The 15,266-nt window shown below is 48.6% G+C and carries 11 protein-coding genes; 5 read left to right on the forward strand and 6 right to left on the reverse strand.

Going from position 1 to position 15,266, the window contains the following annotated elements:
• Nucleotides 1-755: 755 nt before the first annotated feature.
• The 5 genes from truB to sstT all read right to left on the reverse strand — a co-directional run bounded on the left by truB (nt 756) and on the right by sstT (nt 7,347).
• Nucleotides 756-1,604 carry a tRNA pseudouridine(55) synthase TruB gene (gene truB, locus Q0460_RS01190; protein ID WP_299083836.1) on the reverse strand — a complete coding sequence of 283 codons (849 nt, stop codon included), beginning with the start codon at nt 1,602-1,604 and terminating at the stop codon, nt 756-758.
• A complete protein-coding gene (locus Q0460_RS01195) occupies nt 1,597-3,657 on the reverse strand; it encodes an ATP-dependent helicase (protein ID WP_299083839.1) in 2,061 nt (686 codons plus the stop codon). Before Q0460_RS01195 ends, truB begins: the two co-directional genes overlap by 8 nt.
• Nucleotides 3,654-4,061 (reverse strand): hypothetical protein, encoded by a 408-nt coding sequence (locus Q0460_RS01200; protein ID WP_295151442.1) that lies wholly within the window; start codon nt 4,059-4,061, stop codon nt 3,654-3,656. Before Q0460_RS01200 ends, Q0460_RS01195 begins: the two co-directional genes overlap by 4 nt.
• A gap of 1 nt (nt 4,062) precedes the next feature.
• On the reverse strand, nt 4,063-5,976 hold the full coding sequence (locus Q0460_RS01205) for a M3 family oligoendopeptidase (RefSeq protein ID WP_299083842.1): 1,914 nt from the start codon (nt 5,974-5,976) through the stop codon (nt 4,063-4,065).
• A gap of 111 nt (nt 5,977-6,087) precedes the next feature.
• On the reverse strand, nt 6,088-7,347 hold the full coding sequence (gene sstT, locus Q0460_RS01210; RefSeq protein WP_299083845.1) for a serine/threonine transporter SstT: 1,260 nt from the start codon (nt 7,345-7,347) through the stop codon (nt 6,088-6,090).
• A 144-nt stretch (nt 7,348-7,491) separates the two neighbouring features.
• Between sstT and metK the strand changes: the two genes are divergently transcribed.
• Nucleotides 7,492-8,691: a methionine adenosyltransferase gene (gene metK / locus Q0460_RS01215; RefSeq protein WP_299083848.1), complete on the forward strand. Its 1,200-nt coding sequence runs from the start codon at nt 7,492-7,494 to the stop codon at nt 8,689-8,691.
• A 1,041-nt stretch (nt 8,692-9,732) separates the two neighbouring features.
• Here the strand turns inward: metK and Q0460_RS01220 are convergent.
• Nucleotides 9,733-10,917: a TRAP transporter substrate-binding protein gene (locus tag Q0460_RS01220; RefSeq protein ID WP_298104950.1), complete on the reverse strand. Its 1,185-nt coding sequence runs from the start codon at nt 10,915-10,917 to the stop codon at nt 9,733-9,735.
• 121 nt (nt 10,918-11,038) lie between these two features.
• On the opposite strand from Q0460_RS01220, the gene Q0460_RS01225 reads away from it, so the two are divergent.
• From Q0460_RS01225 to Q0460_RS01240, 4 genes are all read left to right on the forward strand, one after another.
• Entirely contained in the window at nt 11,039-12,385 is a 1,347-nt protein-coding gene (locus Q0460_RS01225; protein ID WP_299083852.1) for an FAD-dependent oxidoreductase, read from the forward strand.
• A gap of 313 nt (nt 12,386-12,698) precedes the next feature.
• On the forward strand, nt 12,699-14,168 hold the full coding sequence (gene pyk, locus Q0460_RS01230; RefSeq protein ID WP_299083855.1) for a pyruvate kinase: 1,470 nt from the start codon (nt 12,699-12,701) through the stop codon (nt 14,166-14,168).
• Between the two features lie 429 nt (nt 14,169-14,597).
• On the forward strand, nt 14,598-14,999 hold the full coding sequence (locus Q0460_RS01235; RefSeq protein ID WP_299083858.1) for an aryl sulfotransferase: 402 nt from the start codon (nt 14,598-14,600) through the stop codon (nt 14,997-14,999).
• Nucleotides 14,992-15,252: a heavy-metal-associated domain-containing protein gene (locus tag Q0460_RS01240; protein ID WP_005871832.1), complete on the forward strand. Its 261-nt coding sequence runs from the start codon at nt 14,992-14,994 to the stop codon at nt 15,250-15,252. Before Q0460_RS01235 ends, Q0460_RS01240 begins: the two co-directional genes overlap by 8 nt.
• Nucleotides 15,253-15,266 lie beyond the last annotated feature (14 nt).

The raw sequence follows: 15,266 nt of genomic DNA on the forward strand, positions 1-15,266 counted from the left end.
AGCCCATCTAACGCGATTAAAATTTCAATCCGCGCGCGAGTTAAATTTCAGCCTGCGGCACGCCCCGTCCAGTGCAATCAAAATTTAAAACTGCGTGCCGTGAAGTGCGCGCCGCGGAATTTAACCCGCGATCGTGGCGCCCGATACGTAAATTTTATAAAGCGCGGAAATTTAAATCTGCGACGCATGCGGCGGAATTTCAATCCGCGGCGCAAATCTATCTTAGCGATTAAAATTCCAAGCCAGCAAAATTCTAGCTGCGCTGCGCTAAGTCGTAAATTTAACTTAACGGTACGCCGCCCGCTGCAAAATCAAACCCGTCGGCGCGTACATGCACCGCCGCGAGCTAGAATTTCATTCGACACAGGCCGCTTGCTGCGCCGCGATAAGGTCCAACCTGCGCGCTTTTTAAATCGCGAAATTTTAATCGCGCGGCGCGTCGTCATCGCGCACCGAAAAGCAAATCAAAACGCCGTTCCGCCGCGTTTAAATTTACCCTCACGGATTTATTTCTTTTCACAAGCGAGCGTCGCCTGCCTAGCCGCATTTAAATTTTAAATTTACTCCGCCCGATGCCGATCTGCGATCTGTGCGCAACGAAAAAGCGTGATCGCTCGCCCGCTGCTCCGCACGATAAAATTTAACCGCGCAGGGCGGCGTCCTATGCGAGCAAATTTAAAACGCGCCGTATTTATGATCGCTTCAAAATTTCAAACTCGAACCGCCAAAATTCCGCCGCAGGCTGGAGCCGCTGATTAAAACGCGCCGCCTGCGATCGGAACGTCGTTCCAAAGATACCTCACCTCGCCCGAGCTTATCTCGATGATCGAGTAAAAATCGCCACATATAAGCAGATAGCGCCCGTCTGCGCGGCTCGCTAGATCCTTTGCGGCAAGCTTTTTGCCCAGGATCACGTCGCGAGCGTCGCCGTCGTAAAAGTTCGGCGCGAGGTCCAAAAACTCGAGCGGATTTAGCGCCGCCTCATCCGCAAAGCGCGGATCTTTCAAACAAAAAGCCCCCTCGCTCTGCCGTCTAAGCGCACTTAGCGTACCGCAAACGCCTAGCTTTTCTGCTAAAATTTGCGCGAAAGAGCGCACGTAGCCGCCCTCGCTAAGCGCAACGCGAAAGCTCACGAATGGATGAGCGTAGCTTAAAATTTCGGCATAAAAAACCCGCATCGAGGTCTCTTTTAGGCTCACCTCTTCGCCCGCGCGAGCGAGCTTGTATGCGCGTACGCCGTCAATTTTCTTGGCGCTGAAAGCGGGCGGGATAAATTTTATCTCGCCGCGCATTTGCGCCATCGCAGCGTCTAAAACCTCGCGCGAAATCGGCGGGATTTGCTCCACGCGCCCTATGTTTTCGTTATCGCCGCTTGGGCTTTGTGCGCCCAGCCACAGCGTCGCGGCGTAAACTTTTGGCTCCTTTTTCAAAAACCTAAAAAAGCGCGCGTATTGCCCGAACGCCACGATCAGCGCGCCGCTTGCGAAGGGATCGAGCGTGCCGCTAAAGCCCGCCTTTTTCACGCCGTATTTGCGCTTAAGAGCGCTTAAAAATTTATTGCTGCCGATGCCCGCGGGCTTATCAGCCAAAAACAATCTATTCATAAGCGCCGATCTTTTCTACGAAATTTGACATTATCACGCGTGAAATTCCGCCGAAATTTATCGTGAGTCGGTCGCCGTTTACCGCCGTGATCTGTCCGATGCCAAAGAGTTTGTGTTTGATCAGCTCGCCCTTGTTAAAGCCGCTACTTTGCTCGCGCGGCGGCTCTTTAGCCACCAAACCCGCCTCGGCTATAAATCTGCTAGCATCGAGCCTCTCGCGCTTGCCGCGATAAAAGCGGCTAGCGGCAAAGCTAAGCGTAAGCGTGCGCTTGGCGCGCGTGATCGCTACGTATGCGAGCCTGCGCTCCTCCTCGATGTCGCTACTGTCGCCCAATAGCGGGAAAAAGCCCTCCTCCAGCCCGATTACGAAAAGATGCTCGAACTCAAGCCCCTTGCTTGCGTGCACGCTCATTATGTTTATCGCATCGCCCATAATGGCGTCCTGATCGCTAAGAAGGCTCAGCTCGTTTAAAAATTCCGCCAGATCAAAATCGGGCTTATTGCTCGCTTCGTCCTTTAGCATAGCCAAAAACTCGTCGATGTTCGCTACGCGGTCGGCGCCGTCCGGAAGCGAGGCATAGTAAGCCTTTAGCCCAAAAGCGGGCTCCAGCGCGTCTATTTTTTTGATAGTATCCGCTAGTGCGGAAATAGAAGCGATGCCGCTTTTAAGCTCGGCTAGAGCCTGCGCCGCCTTGGCGCTAAGCCCCGCATCAGGCTCGCTAAACGCGTCGAATAGACTTATGAGCCGCAAGTGCGAAAGTTCCTCGAGCTTCGCCAGCGAGACCTTGCCGATGCCGCGCTTGGGCACGTTTATGATCCGCCTCATCGAAAAGTCGTCGTGCTCGTCGTTTACTAAGCGCAGATAGGCGATCGTATCCTTGATCTCGGCGCGCTCGTAAAATTTCACGCCGCCTACCATTTTATACGGGATTTTAGCGCGATTCAGCCCCTCTTCCAGCGCGCGCGAAAGAGCGTTTACGCGGTAAAGCACGGCGATTTGAGAGGGCGCTACGCCGCTTGAAAGAAGCTTTTTGATAGCTTCTGCGATCTTTGCCGCCTCGATACTCTCCTCGTCTGAACGCAAAATTTCGATCTTTTCGCCGCCGCCGTTCATGCTAGTAAGGCTCTTGCCGAGGCGGTTTTTGTTATGCGAGATGAGCTCGTTGGCGGCATTTAAAATTTCATCCGTGGAGCGGTAGTTCTGCTCGAGCTTGATAAATTTCACGTTTGAGAACTGATCTTTAAAATTTAGAATATTTTCTATCCGTGCGCCGCGCCAGCCGTAGATACTCTGATCGTCATCGCCTACCACCACGAGGTTTTCATGCGCAGCGCAGAGCTTTTTCAGTAGTTTGAATTGAATGTCGTTGGTGTCCTGATACTCATCCACCGTGATATAGGCGTAACGGCGTGAAATTTCATCGCATAGCCGCTCATTGGCGCTTAAAATTTTATAAGGCAAGATCAGTAGATCATCAAAATCCACAAGATTATTCGCCGCCAAATACGCCTCGTAGCGTTTATATGCATCAGCGCAATGCGCGTAAAATCCGCTATACATCCTGCTTAGCTCATCCTCTTCGCCCTTTAGAAGCTCGTCGATATCTTTGGGGCCGATCAGAGAATTTTTGTAGGTTGAAATTTTAGCCGCCAATAGCGACGTGGGCAAATTTATTTCAAAGCCCTTGATGATCTTTTTCTTATCGTCGGTATCGATTACTTGGAAGTTTGCGCTGCGTCCAAGCTCGCTAATATGAAATTTCAAAAACAAAAGCCCGAATTTATGAAAGGTGCACAGAAGCGGCACGCCGCTTAAATTTAGCCCGCTTATCAGATTAAGCGCTCGCGAGCGCATCTCAGCGGCGGCTTTGTTCGTAAACGTAAGCGTGAGAGTATTTTCCGCAGGCACGCCGTTTGAGAGCAAGTAAGCAAGGCGCGCGGTGATCGTTTTAGTTTTGCCGCTACCAGCACCCGCTAAGATTAACATCGCTCCGTCCACGTGGCTCGCAGCCTCGCGCTGAGCGGAATTAAGCCCTTCTAAAATATTACTCATTTTGAGAAAATTTTACGCGATTTTTCGCGTTTAAGCCACTCAGACTCGGGACGAGAAAAATTTACCGCGATAGGCTTGCCGTCCACGACGATCTGCAAGACCGCGTAAAACGGCACGCTAAGCGTGCTTGCAAAATCTTGCGGTCCAAATCCCGCCTCGAAAACCAGCTCATCCTTGCTAAGGTGCGCGCTAGAAAGCGTGTATTCCTCCAGCTGCAAAAAGATCGCGGGCATTTTGAAGCTTTTTAAAATTTCCTCCGGTAGCGGCGGGTCAAATTTTATCTGATCCGTCCTCGCAACGATGCCAAATCCGCACCCAAGAGCCAAAACGTAATCCAAAACCGCGCCTATATTTGCACTACTCGCAGCGATAAATTTATCGTCTTTTAAAATTTTATCTATCATCCTAACCCCTCACAAACTCATCTACAAGCGCCGCGACCTGCTCTATGCCGATGCGCCAAAACTCGCTTTTATTGATGTCAAAGCCGAATTTTGCCACTAGCTTTTGCGGCGCGTCGCTGCCGCCCGAGCTTAAAAACTCCGTGTAAATTTGAACGAAATTTTCGAGCCTGCCGCTCTTATACAGCCCGTAAAGCGCGAGCACCAAAAGCTGCGCATAGGCGTAGGAGTAGCAGTAAAACGGTGTGTGAATGAAGTGCGGGATGTAGCTCCACCAGCTTTTGTAATGATCCTGCAAGATTAGCTCGCCCGCAAACATCTTGCGCGACTCCTCCATCCACAGCTCACCCACCTGCTCAACGCTTAGCTCATCCGCGCTCGCATGCACACGCCGCTCAAAGGTCGTAAATCCGATCTGGCGGTAAAGCGTCGCGAAGATATCTTCGATTTTTGCCGCAAGCATCGCTCGCAGCGCGGCTTTATCGTTTGCAGTCTGCGAGGGCGTATCCGTATCGCTCGCAGCAAGCTCGCACGAACCCGCAGAGTCTTGCGAGGCGGAGTTTTTTACGGCGCGCTCGTTTGGAATTTCACCGACCAGGGCCTCTTGCGAAGCGCCGCGCTTTAAATTTTGCGAGCTGTCGGAGGCGGCGGCACTTTTTAAATTTAGCGAGCCGTTTAAATTTGAAAAATTTTCGCGCATATAATCAAACACCAGCATCTCGCAGAAAACCGACGCGGTCTCTGCCGTCGTTAGCGGCGTAAAGGAGTTAAAATAGCCCACGCCGTAGCTTAGATACTGATGTATCGCGTGCCCCAGCTCGTGCGCGAGGGTAAATACGTCGCGGCGCTTACGGGTAAAATTTAAAAGCACGAAAGGGTGCGTATCACGCGAGCCGGAATGCGAAAATGCGCCGCTTTGCTTATTTTGCGCGGGCATCGCGTCGATCCAGTTTCGCTCAAACGCGATCAGCGCGATCTGCTTAAATTTCAGGCTAAATTTTTCAAACGCCGCAAGCACGATCTGCTTAGCCTGCTCAAAGCTAAACTCGCTCTCGTCGCTACCGAGCGGCGCGTATCTGTCGTAATCATACAGCGCGTCGTAGCCTAAAATTTCGCGCTTTTTAGCGTAAAATTTGCCGACTAGATCAAAGCTTCGCTCCGTCTCTGCGATCAGCGCATCGACACTTGCGATGTTTATCTGATTTTCCTCATGCATCACCGCCTCGGCTTTATCGTAGCCGCGCAGCTCGCAGCGAATTTTAAGATCGGTTTTGATCATATTGTAGATGTAGCCAAGCAGGTGGGAATTTTGCTCTAGCACCGCACTTAGCGAGGCTGCGGCGTCCTTTCGCACCTCGCGATCGGAGCTATGAAGCAGGCTTAAAATTTCCTCCTCGCCTAGCTTTCGCCCGCGAAAATCAAAGCTCATCCGCGCCATGCTCTCGTCAAAAAGCCGCGAAAATGCCTCGCCGCTTACGGGCGAAGTTTTTAAAAGCACGCTTTCTTGCGGCAAGCTTAGCTGGTGGGCCTTGCGCTGCTTAAGCAAGCTCAAATAATATTTAAATCTCCCGCTTCCTGCGATAAACTCGTCCTGTTTTGCGGCATCAAGCTCGTTAAACTCGAGCTCGAAAAAAAGTAGGCTCTGCGAAATGTCGTTGCAAGCCTGCTCCGTCTTGGCTTGCTGCGCCCCAAGGCTCGTATCTCGCGCGAATCTTAGATGCGCAAAGCTCATTATCTTGCCGATCTGCTCGCTGATGCTCTCATAAAGCTCAAGCGCGCCTAAAAATTCCTCCGCGCCAAGAGCGTGCAGCTTGTCTTTAAATTTAGCTTCAAAATCCCTAGCCTGCGTAGCCGCGCTATCTATCGCGCCGCTAAATTCAGCTTCGTTTGCAAATAGCTCGCCTAAATTCCAATTCATCGATTTCCTTTTAAAATTTTTGGATAATTTTATCAAAAAAGAATAAGTAAAATTTTAAAAACCGCGAGATCCGCCGCTCCAGCGGGATTCGCGGTAAAATTTTAAGGTGAGTTATTTTTGCATACTTTGCGACGCGATCGCCGTAAAAATCACGTCCGTGGAGCTATTGATCGCGGTCTCTACTGAGTCTTGAATCACGCCGATGATGAAGCCGATCGCGACTACCTGCATTGCGATATCGTTTGAGATATTAAAGAGCGAACACGCAAGCGGTATCAGCATCAATGAGCCGCCTGGCACGCCGCTAGCGCCGCACGCACCGACCGCCGAGACCACGCAAAGCAGTAGCGCTGTCCAAAAATCGGGGCGCACGCCAAGCGTATGAGCTGCAGCAAGCGCCAAGATCGCGATTACCACCGCAGCGCCCGCCATATTTATCGTAGCTCCCAAAGGGATCGAGATCGAGCTTAGCTCGTCGCTGATACCGAGCTTTTTACATAAATTTAAATTTACGGGGATATTCGCCGCCGAGCTGCGGGTGAAAAACGCCGTGAGGCCGCTTTCGCGCAAGCAGGTAAATACGAGCGGATATGGATTTTTCTTAATCACCGCAAAGACGATGAGCGGATTTACCACGAGGGCTACGAACGCCATCGCACCTACTAGCACGACTACTATTCGCACGTACCCAAGCAGCGCATCGACGCCGGTTTGATACACAGTAGAAGCTACTAGACCGAAAATTCCAAACGGCGCGAGTTGGATTACGAACTGCACGATTTTGGTTACCGCTTCGCTCAGATCGGTAAAAATTTTCTTTGTTTCATTAGTACAAAATTTAAGCGCGACGCCAAGACCTATCGCCCAGGTTAAAATTCCTACGTAGTTTCCGTGTGCGATAGCGTTTAGCGGATTATCTACGACCTTAAAAAGCAGATCTTTTAGCACAATCCAAACGCTTGCAGGAACCGTATTTTCCGCCGCGCCGACATTGCTTAGAGCAAGCTCCGTAGGGAATAAAAAGCTGGTCGCCACCCCCACGCACGAGGCTAAAAAGGTGCCTACAATATATAGGACGACCACGCGTTTTAAGCCGCTTGCACTGCCGTATTGTTTATTTACGATCGAGCTTAAAATCAAGATAAAAACTAAAATCGGAGCTACCGCTTTAAGGGCGCCTACGAATAAATTTCCTAAAATTTCCGCAAAAGCTACTACGTTTATTAAAAACGAATTGTGCTCTGCCGCAATATCGCCTGCCGTCGAACGCGCAGCAAAGCCCAAAATGGCGCCTATTATCAAGCCTGTAACTATGCGCAGGACTAGATTTTTATCTTTGTAGCTAGCTACTAATTTTTGAATGGAACTCATTTTTTACCTTTCAATCAAAACATCGTTTGAAATATATCGAAATTTTATTTAAGCACATTTAAATTTGGGCGAAATTTCGTAATTTTTAGTTAATCTTAAAACCTCGTTGGATAAAATGCCCCGAAATTTTAATCAGGAGCAGATATGTATCTTTTCACAAGCGAAGTAGTAAGCCCAGGACATCCCGATAAATGCGCCGATATCATCGCAGACAGCATCGTGGATGAAATTTTAAAACAAGACCCCAACGGGCGCGTCGCAGCGGAGGTTTTCATCGCGGGCAAACACGTAGTAATTGGCGGCGAAGTAAACGCCAAGATCGATTTTACCCACGACGATTACCGCCACATCGTAAAGGGCGCGCTTAGCGAGATTGGTTACAACGACAACCCCTACTTTACGCGCGCACAGTGCCTGCATCCGCAGGATCTGCAAGTGGATGTATTTTTAAACCAGCAAAGCCCCGACATCAACCAAGGCGTTGATCAAGAGGGCGGCGAGATCGGCGCGGGGGATCAGGGCATAATGTTCGGCTTCGCAAGCTGCGAGACGAAAAATTTTATGCCGGCGGCGATCACCTACGCGAGGCTTCTTTGCGATCACGTCTATGCCTACGCAAAATCTCATCCCAACGAGCTTGGCGTCGATATTAAGACGCAGGTTAGCGTCGATTACGGCACGAAAAGCAATTTTGAGGAGTGCAAGCCGCAAAGCATCCATACCATCGTGGTTTCCGCGCCCTGCGTCGAGAGCATGAGCATAGAGCGCGTCCGAGATCTAATCGGAAATTTAATCGATTCGGCGGGACTTCCGAAGGAGCTTTACGACAAAAGCAAGACTATCATCTACATCAATCCGACCGGCCGCTACGTAAATCACAGCTCGCTTCACGACAGCGGCCTAACGGGGCGCAAACTAATCGTAGATAGCTTCGGCGGCTACAGCCCTATAGGCGGCGGCGCTCAAAGTAGCAAAGACTACACTAAGGTCGATCGCAGCGGGCTTTATGCGGCGCGCTATATCGCCAAAAACATCGTCGCGGCGGGGCTCGCGAAAAAATGCATCGTCCAACTTAGCTACGCAATCGGCGTCGCAAAGCCCGTCAGCGTCAGCGTTGATTGCATGGGGACGAATTTAGGCGCAGCTAGCGACGATGAGCTATCTGCTTTCGTGCTTGAAAAATTCCCGCTCACTCCGCGCTGGATCATCGATAAATTTGGTCTTGATCGCCCGGGCAAAGGAAGCTTTCTCTACGCCGACGTCGCCGCACGCGGACAGGTCGGAAACGACGAGTACCCGTGGGAGCAGCTTGATAGCGCAGAGCTTTTTAAGGCTTTGAAATAAAATTTTGCGCTTTGTGGCAGCGCTCTTTTTAGCTTATGACATTCGCTAGGCTTGCAGCAGCGAGCCTAGCTCAATATTCTACGCGGCTTTGCATGCCGTGTAGTTTTATCGCATCCCAAAAAATAGCGTTGCGACAAAATTCTAAGCCGTGAAATTTAAGAGTTTTCGCAGGTAGAATTGAATTTTAAAATTTTAAGCCTAACTCGCGCAAAATTTTAAAATTGGCGCGGTGAAATTCCAAGGCTGAGCCCGTCTAGTTTAGTGATAAATTCTAACTATAGCAGGCTTTAAAAGTATTTGCATACAAGCTTTAAATCTGCAATCGCTTAAAATGAAATTTGACCTACAAAATTTTTCCTAACGCGCTTTGTACTTAATCTCCGAAGGACAAAATTTTAAATTCTCATTGCTTATGATGTTTAAGCGTGTAAATTTTAAATTTTGCATTTTATTTGAAGTTTGCCGCTTTTATATAGAAAGAAAACCCGAAGCAAATTCCATTCAAAAGCAGTATCGGCAAGACAAAAACACCAAAATTTTAAAATGTGGAATTTATGAAAGCTACTAATAAAATTTCAGATTGGCACGCTTCGCCAAAGCTCCCCCGCTAACTACGCGAAATGAAAAAGTAAGATTAATTCGCCTAGCGCGATGGTCGCTCGCAAGCGAGCACGGCGGAACATCAAGCTTAAATAACGCAAAAGATAAAAGAATAAAGCAAAAAGATAGGAGGCTCAGGGCTTGATAAAATTCTAGCCTTGTGCGGCGGCAACCGAGCGGCTTTTAAATTGGGCTTTAAACGCAGTGATGCAAATTGCGCGCCTTAACTTAAATGCTAAAGCGGCGATAAAATTTCATCGCCGCTTTCATAAATTAAAATTTTAAAGATACTGCCAAACTACGCAGCTGCAATAAGCAAATCGCCTGCATTTTAATCACCCGCGCCTCGCCTAAATTGCCGATAAAATTTAAGCCGCATTCACCTTTATCTGGCGCTTAGTTTAGCCGCGCGGCATAAAAACGCAGCTAAAAAATGAAGCACTATTTCGTCTGATTATCCTCGTTTTTTGGAGCGGCAGTACTTGCATTTATCTCACTGGCTGCGCTATTTACGGGCTCAGGAACAGAGATTTTTTTCACCGAAGCAGTGAAATTTTGCTCGGCTTCAACATCTCCCGTTTTTTCGATATATGTAAAATCACCCATCTTCGTCCACGTTCTAGCTTTAGCTAAAAACGCCTTTTGGCTCTCCCAAATCTCTTTGAAATCGGGATTTTTCTCGCTTTCTTCGGCTAAAATTTCATCCGTTGCTTTGCGAAGCGCACGCATAATTTCAGGCGAAAAAGAGCGAATCTGAACATTCGGATATTTCTTTTTGATCTCGTCCCAAATTATTACGTTTTTATAAAACGTCTCGTTTTCTGCGTATTCGCGCGCCTTTGCGATCGAAGCCTCTAGGATATTTTGCAAATCCTTAGGAAGCTTCTGCCAAGTTTGTAGATTTATCACGATCTGCTGCTCGCTAGCGGGTTCTTGCCATCCCGTATAATAGTAATTTGCGACCTTGTGAAAGCCTAGAGGTATATCAAAGCTAGGACTTGCCCACTCGACCGCATCGATAGTGCCCATCTCTAGCGCCATATATAGCTCACCTACCGGTATCGTAGCGACTGCGACGCCAAGGCGGCTCATAACCTCCCCGCCAAAGCTTGGAATTCTAAATTTAAGCCCTTTTAGATCATCTAGCGTATTAATCTCTTTTTTAAACCAGCCACCCATCTGCATGCCACTATTTAGAATATTAAAGACCTTTAAATTGCTTTTAGCATAGAATTTATCCGCTAGCTCCTTACCCCCGCCAAAGTAATACCAAGCGTGCTGCTCATCTTTCGTCATACCAAAAGGCACAGTCGTAAACAGCATATTCGCGCTATTTTTACCTTTATAATAGTAGCTTGCAGTATAGCCTAAATCGTATTGTCCGTTTTTGACCATATCATAGATCGCAAAAGGCGCTTTATGTTTGCTAGGCGCGTCGATGCTGATTTTCAGCCTGCCATCAGACATACTATCTGCAAGATCTGCCATACGCTTAGCGACATCGCCTACGATAGGCATACTAAGCTCGTAAGTCTGAGCTAGCTTAAGGCGATAAATTTTCTTATCCGCGCCCCACAGCGACGTGGCTATAATCAAACTTAATCCGACAAGAATCGATTTTTTCATATACTACTCCCAAAGTGAAATGGTGCGAATTTTATATAAAATCATCTAAATTCACGCTTTTATAACTAGCTTTTAAGCGAAATTTTCGCACAATTGCAGCCAAATTCGATAAGGAAAGGGCATGCAAGAAAAACATTACGAAGTAATAATCATAGGCGGCGGTATCACGGGCAGCGCGCTAGCGTACGTACTGGCGGAATTTAGCGGGATCGAAAATATCGCTCTACTTGAAAAATACGAAGGGCTTGCGACGCTAAATTCTAAAGCCAGCGCAAACTCCCAGACGATTCATTGCGGCGACATCGAGACCAACTACGACCTGCAAAAAGCGACCGAAGTCAAGCGCAAGGCGGATATGATCGTGAAATATTGCCAAAAGCACGGATATGAGAATAAATTTTTATTTCAGGGGCAGAAAATGGCTCTTGGCGTGGGCGAAAGCGAGGTAGAGCTAATTAAAGAGCGCTTTGAGAAATTTAAAGAGCTTTATCCGTATCTGCAGCTTTTCGACAAGGAAGCACTTAAGAAAATCGAGCCCAAGCTAGTTTTTGACGGGCGTGGCGAGGAGCGAGCGGAGGATATCGTAGCGATGGGCGTGCAATCGGGAGTTTACACGACGATCGATTACGGAGCGATGGCGAATTCCTTCGTACAAAACGCTAAAAACGTAGAGGGCAAAACCTGCGATCTGTATCTCAACACCGAGGTGCAAAACATCACTAAAGTAGGCGATAAGCTCTATATCCGCACAGCAAATAGACTCTCTCTAAGCGCCGATTTCGTAGTCGTAGATGCGGGCGCTCACTCGCTGTGGCTGGCGCACAAAATGGGGCTTGGGCAGGATCTTAGCACGATTTGCATCGCGGGCAGCTTCTATCTAACCAAGCAAAAGCTTCTAAATGGCAAGGTTTACATGATGCAAAACCCAAAGCTTCCATTTGCCGCGCTTCACGGCGACCCCGATCTTTTGGCGGACGGCTGCACGAGATTTGGTCCTACCGCACTTACGATGCCGAAGCTCGAGCGCTACAAGGGCTGTCGTTCGGTGCCGGAATTTTTTCAGTCATTAAATTTTGACATGGACGTAGCCAAGGTCATTTGGCAAAATTTTGGCGATAGCGAGGTAAGGGACTTCTTAATCCGCAATATAGGCTTTGAGATACCGATTTTAGGCAAAAAGCTTTTCGTCAAAAATGCGCGCAAGATCATACCTAGCATCCGCGAGGAGGATATTTATTATGCCAAGGGCTTTGGCGGCGTGCGCCCGCAAGTAATTTCACACTCGCAAAAAAAGCTGCTTTTAGGCGAAGCTAGAATAGGTGAAAATCCGGGGATTATCTTTAATATGACCCCAAGCCCCGGCGCTACGAGCTGCTTAGGCAACGCGCTTCGCGACGCAAAAAGTGCCTGCGAATATTTGGGAGCGAGCTTTGATGATGCAAAATTTGACGCGGAAATGATGCAATAAAGAGGAATTTTTAAAATTTCGCTCGGGCAAGAATTTTGAAATTTTACTTCGGCGAGGATTTTAGAATTTTGCTCGTGCTTTACGTATATAGGGGATTTTAGGAATTTCATTCAAACGCAGATTTTTAGAATTTAACCTGCACTGCAAACTATGAAATTTTAAAATTTCGTCGTGCCGTAGAATTCTGAAATTCTCTCGCGCTATAAAATTTTGAAATTCCTTCGCCTAGCGAATTTTAAAATTTAGAAATTTCAAAATTTCGCGCAAAATTTCGCCTAATACGGCGATAAATTTTAAATTTAAAGGAGAAAAGATGCTTAAAAAAACCAAAATCCTAGCGACCATCGGACCCGCAAGCGACAGCGAGGAGATGATGAGCGCGATGGTAAAGGCGGGCTGCAATGCCTTTAGGATGAACTTCAGCCACGGCACGCACGAGTATCACGAGGCAAATTTAAACAAAATCCGCGCCGTAGAAAAGAGCCTGGGCGTACGCGTAGGCGTCTTTCAGGACATCAGCGGTCCAAAGATCCGCGTCGGCAAACTCGAGGAAAATTTTAAATTAAAAACGGGCGATAAAATCACCTTCCTTCCTCGCGAAATCATCGGTAAAAAGACCGCCCCGGGCGAATACGAGCTGTGTATCAACCACCCAGAAATTTTGCCGTTAATGAAAGTGGGCGAGTTTATCTATCTCTACGACGGCTCGATCCGCGCCAAGGTAGTCGCAGTAAGCGAGCAAGGCGTGCGAGCGGTGCTCGAAAACGACGGCTTTTTAAGCTCGAATAAGGGGGTGAACTTCCCAAACACCCGCCTAAATATCGACGTCATCACGCAAAAAGATCTGGAAGATCTGCGCTGGGGCGCAGCGCACGGCGTAAATTTCGTAGGCATCTCCTTCGTGCAGTCGCAAAACGACATCCTGCGCGTGCGCGAAATTTTAAACTCGCTGGGCTCAAAAGCTAAAATTTACGCCAAGATCGAGAAATTCGACGCGGTCGAAAATATAGAGCAAATCATCGAGGCAAGCGACGGCATAATGGTCGCGCGCGGAGATCTGGGCATCGAGATGCCGTTTTATGAGATCCCGCGCATCCAAAAGCGCATCATAGCGTTAGCCAACGCCCGCTCAAAGCCTGTCATAACCGCCACGCAGATGATGCTTAGCATGACCGAGCACGAGCGCGCCACCAGAGCCGAGATCAGCGACGTCGCAAACGCCGTGCTCGACGGCACCGACGCCGTGATGCTAAGCGAGGAGAGCGCCATCGGCAAAAACCCCGCAGCCGTGGTCGCCGCGATGAGCGAGACGATCCGCGAGACCGAAAAGATCTATCCTTACGATAAATTTAACGATTACGACTTCTACGACGAGACCGATATGATCACTTCAAGCACCGCAGCACTTGCCGCAAGGCTGGGCGCGGGCGCGATACTTTCGATCACGGGCTCGGGACGCTCGGCGATCAAACTCGCACGTAACCGCGCTAAAATCGACATCATCGCAATCGCGCACGACGAGCAGACCGCGCACGCGCTAAGTCTCGTGTGGGGCGTAAATCCAGCGATGGTTAAGGAAAAAACTAGCATCAACTCGCTGCTCGCACGTATCATAAGCGAGGCTCTGCAGCGCGGGCTCATCGAAGAAGGCGGCACCTACGTGATGACGGCGGGCTTTCAAAGCGGCCATCCGGGCAGCACCGACTATATCCGCATCATCAAAAAAGATCAGATCAATTTCTACCGCGACGCGGAGAAAACGGGCTTTGAAAGTAAAATTTAAAGCGCAGCCAAAGGTCATAAAGTCAGAGGCTGCAGCTAAATTTAATTTCGCTACGAGATTACGAGCAGCAACGTCGCGTTTATGTCGTGATAGAATTTGCTAAATTTAATTCCATTGCGAGATGACGGTGCAGGATTTTTTAGCAACTAAAACTTTGGTGGCGCTTCGGTGGCTTTATTTCGCGCAGATCAAGGACGAGCGCGCGAGCACTTATGCCTTTGATTTCATGGCTCACCGTGGACTGGCAGATTTTTTTATGTGATACCGCATGGCGCGCTACGACCAATTTATAGCCGCATCAAGCGATAAATGACTAGCATACGACGCTAAAAAAGGTAAAATTTAAATTTAAAATTTGCAGATAAAATTCCGTGCTAAAAACCGGCTGGAGTGCGACAAGATTATCAAGATTATACTGAAAGGCAAAATTTGAAAACCGAACTAGAAAATCCCGCGCAAGAAACCTTGACGCAAAAACGGGAAAATCCTGGCAAAAATCGCTTCAGCGCGCGCAGTCTTTGGCTGATATTTGCCGCGATTTTTAGCGCGGTTGCGGCGACGTTTTGCTGCCTGCCCGCGCTTTTATTTTTGATTTTCGGCGCGAGTTTTTCCATTTTTTCGGGCGCTGAGGCGCTGGAGAGCTACCGCGCGCCGCTTTCTGCGTTAGCACTTTTTTGCTTCGCGCTTTCTGCATTTTTCTTTTTCAAGAAGCCGCGCGCATGCTCGCTGCAAAGCGGGCGTAAAAAATGGATTTTAATCTACGCGCTTTTAGGAGCCTTGCTTGCCTTTATGCTTACATATCCTGAAATTTTAGGAGGGCTTTATGCGTAAAATTTTGTTTTTGATGCTTGGATTTACGGCGCTTTTTGCCGACAAAGAGGTTAAAATTTACGTGGAAAAAATCCACTGCCCGCTCTGCACTACGATCGTGCGAAAGGCGCTTTTGCAAACACCAGGCGTGATAAGCGCGAAGGTTTCGCAGCAGAGCAAAACAGCAACCGTCGCGGCAAAAGATGACGCAAACGAGACCGCGATGCTTGAGGCGATCGCAAAAACGGGCTATGAGGGCGTAATCGTAAAATAAAAATCCCCGGCAAA

This window comes from uncultured Campylobacter sp. (assembly GCF_937980635.1).
GTDB lineage: Bacteria > Campylobacterota > Campylobacteria > Campylobacterales > Campylobacteraceae > Campylobacter_B.

Coding starts and splice junctions, on each gene's coding strand:
- truB (WP_299083836.1), bottom strand. CDS start 1,604: ATGAATAGATTGTTTTTGGCTGATAAGCCCGCGGGCATCGGCAGCAAT.
- Q0460_RS01195 (WP_299083839.1), bottom strand. CDS start 3,657: ATGAGTAATATTTTAGAAGGGCTTAATTCCGCTCAGCGCGAGGCTGCG.
- Q0460_RS01200 (WP_295151442.1), bottom strand. CDS start 4,061: ATGATAGATAAAATTTTAAAAGACGATAAATTTATCGCTGCGAGTAGT.
- Q0460_RS01240 (WP_005871832.1), top strand. CDS start 14,992: ATGCGTAAAATTTTGTTTTTGATGCTTGGATTTACGGCGCTTTTTGCC.
- Q0460_RS01205 (WP_299083842.1), bottom strand. CDS start 5,976: ATGAATTGGAATTTAGGCGAGCTATTTGCAAACGAAGCTGAATTTAGC.
- sstT (WP_299083845.1), bottom strand. CDS start 7,347: ATGAGTTCCATTCAAAAATTAGTAGCTAGCTACAAAGATAAAAATCTA.
- pyk (WP_299083855.1), top strand. CDS start 12,699: ATGCTTAAAAAAACCAAAATCCTAGCGACCATCGGACCCGCAAGCGAC.
- Q0460_RS01225 (WP_299083852.1), top strand. CDS start 11,039: ATGCAAGAAAAACATTACGAAGTAATAATCATAGGCGGCGGTATCACG.
- metK (WP_299083848.1), top strand. CDS start 7,492: ATGTATCTTTTCACAAGCGAAGTAGTAAGCCCAGGACATCCCGATAAA.
- Q0460_RS01220 (WP_298104950.1), bottom strand. CDS start 10,917: ATGAAAAAATCGATTCTTGTCGGATTAAGTTTGATTATAGCCACGTCG.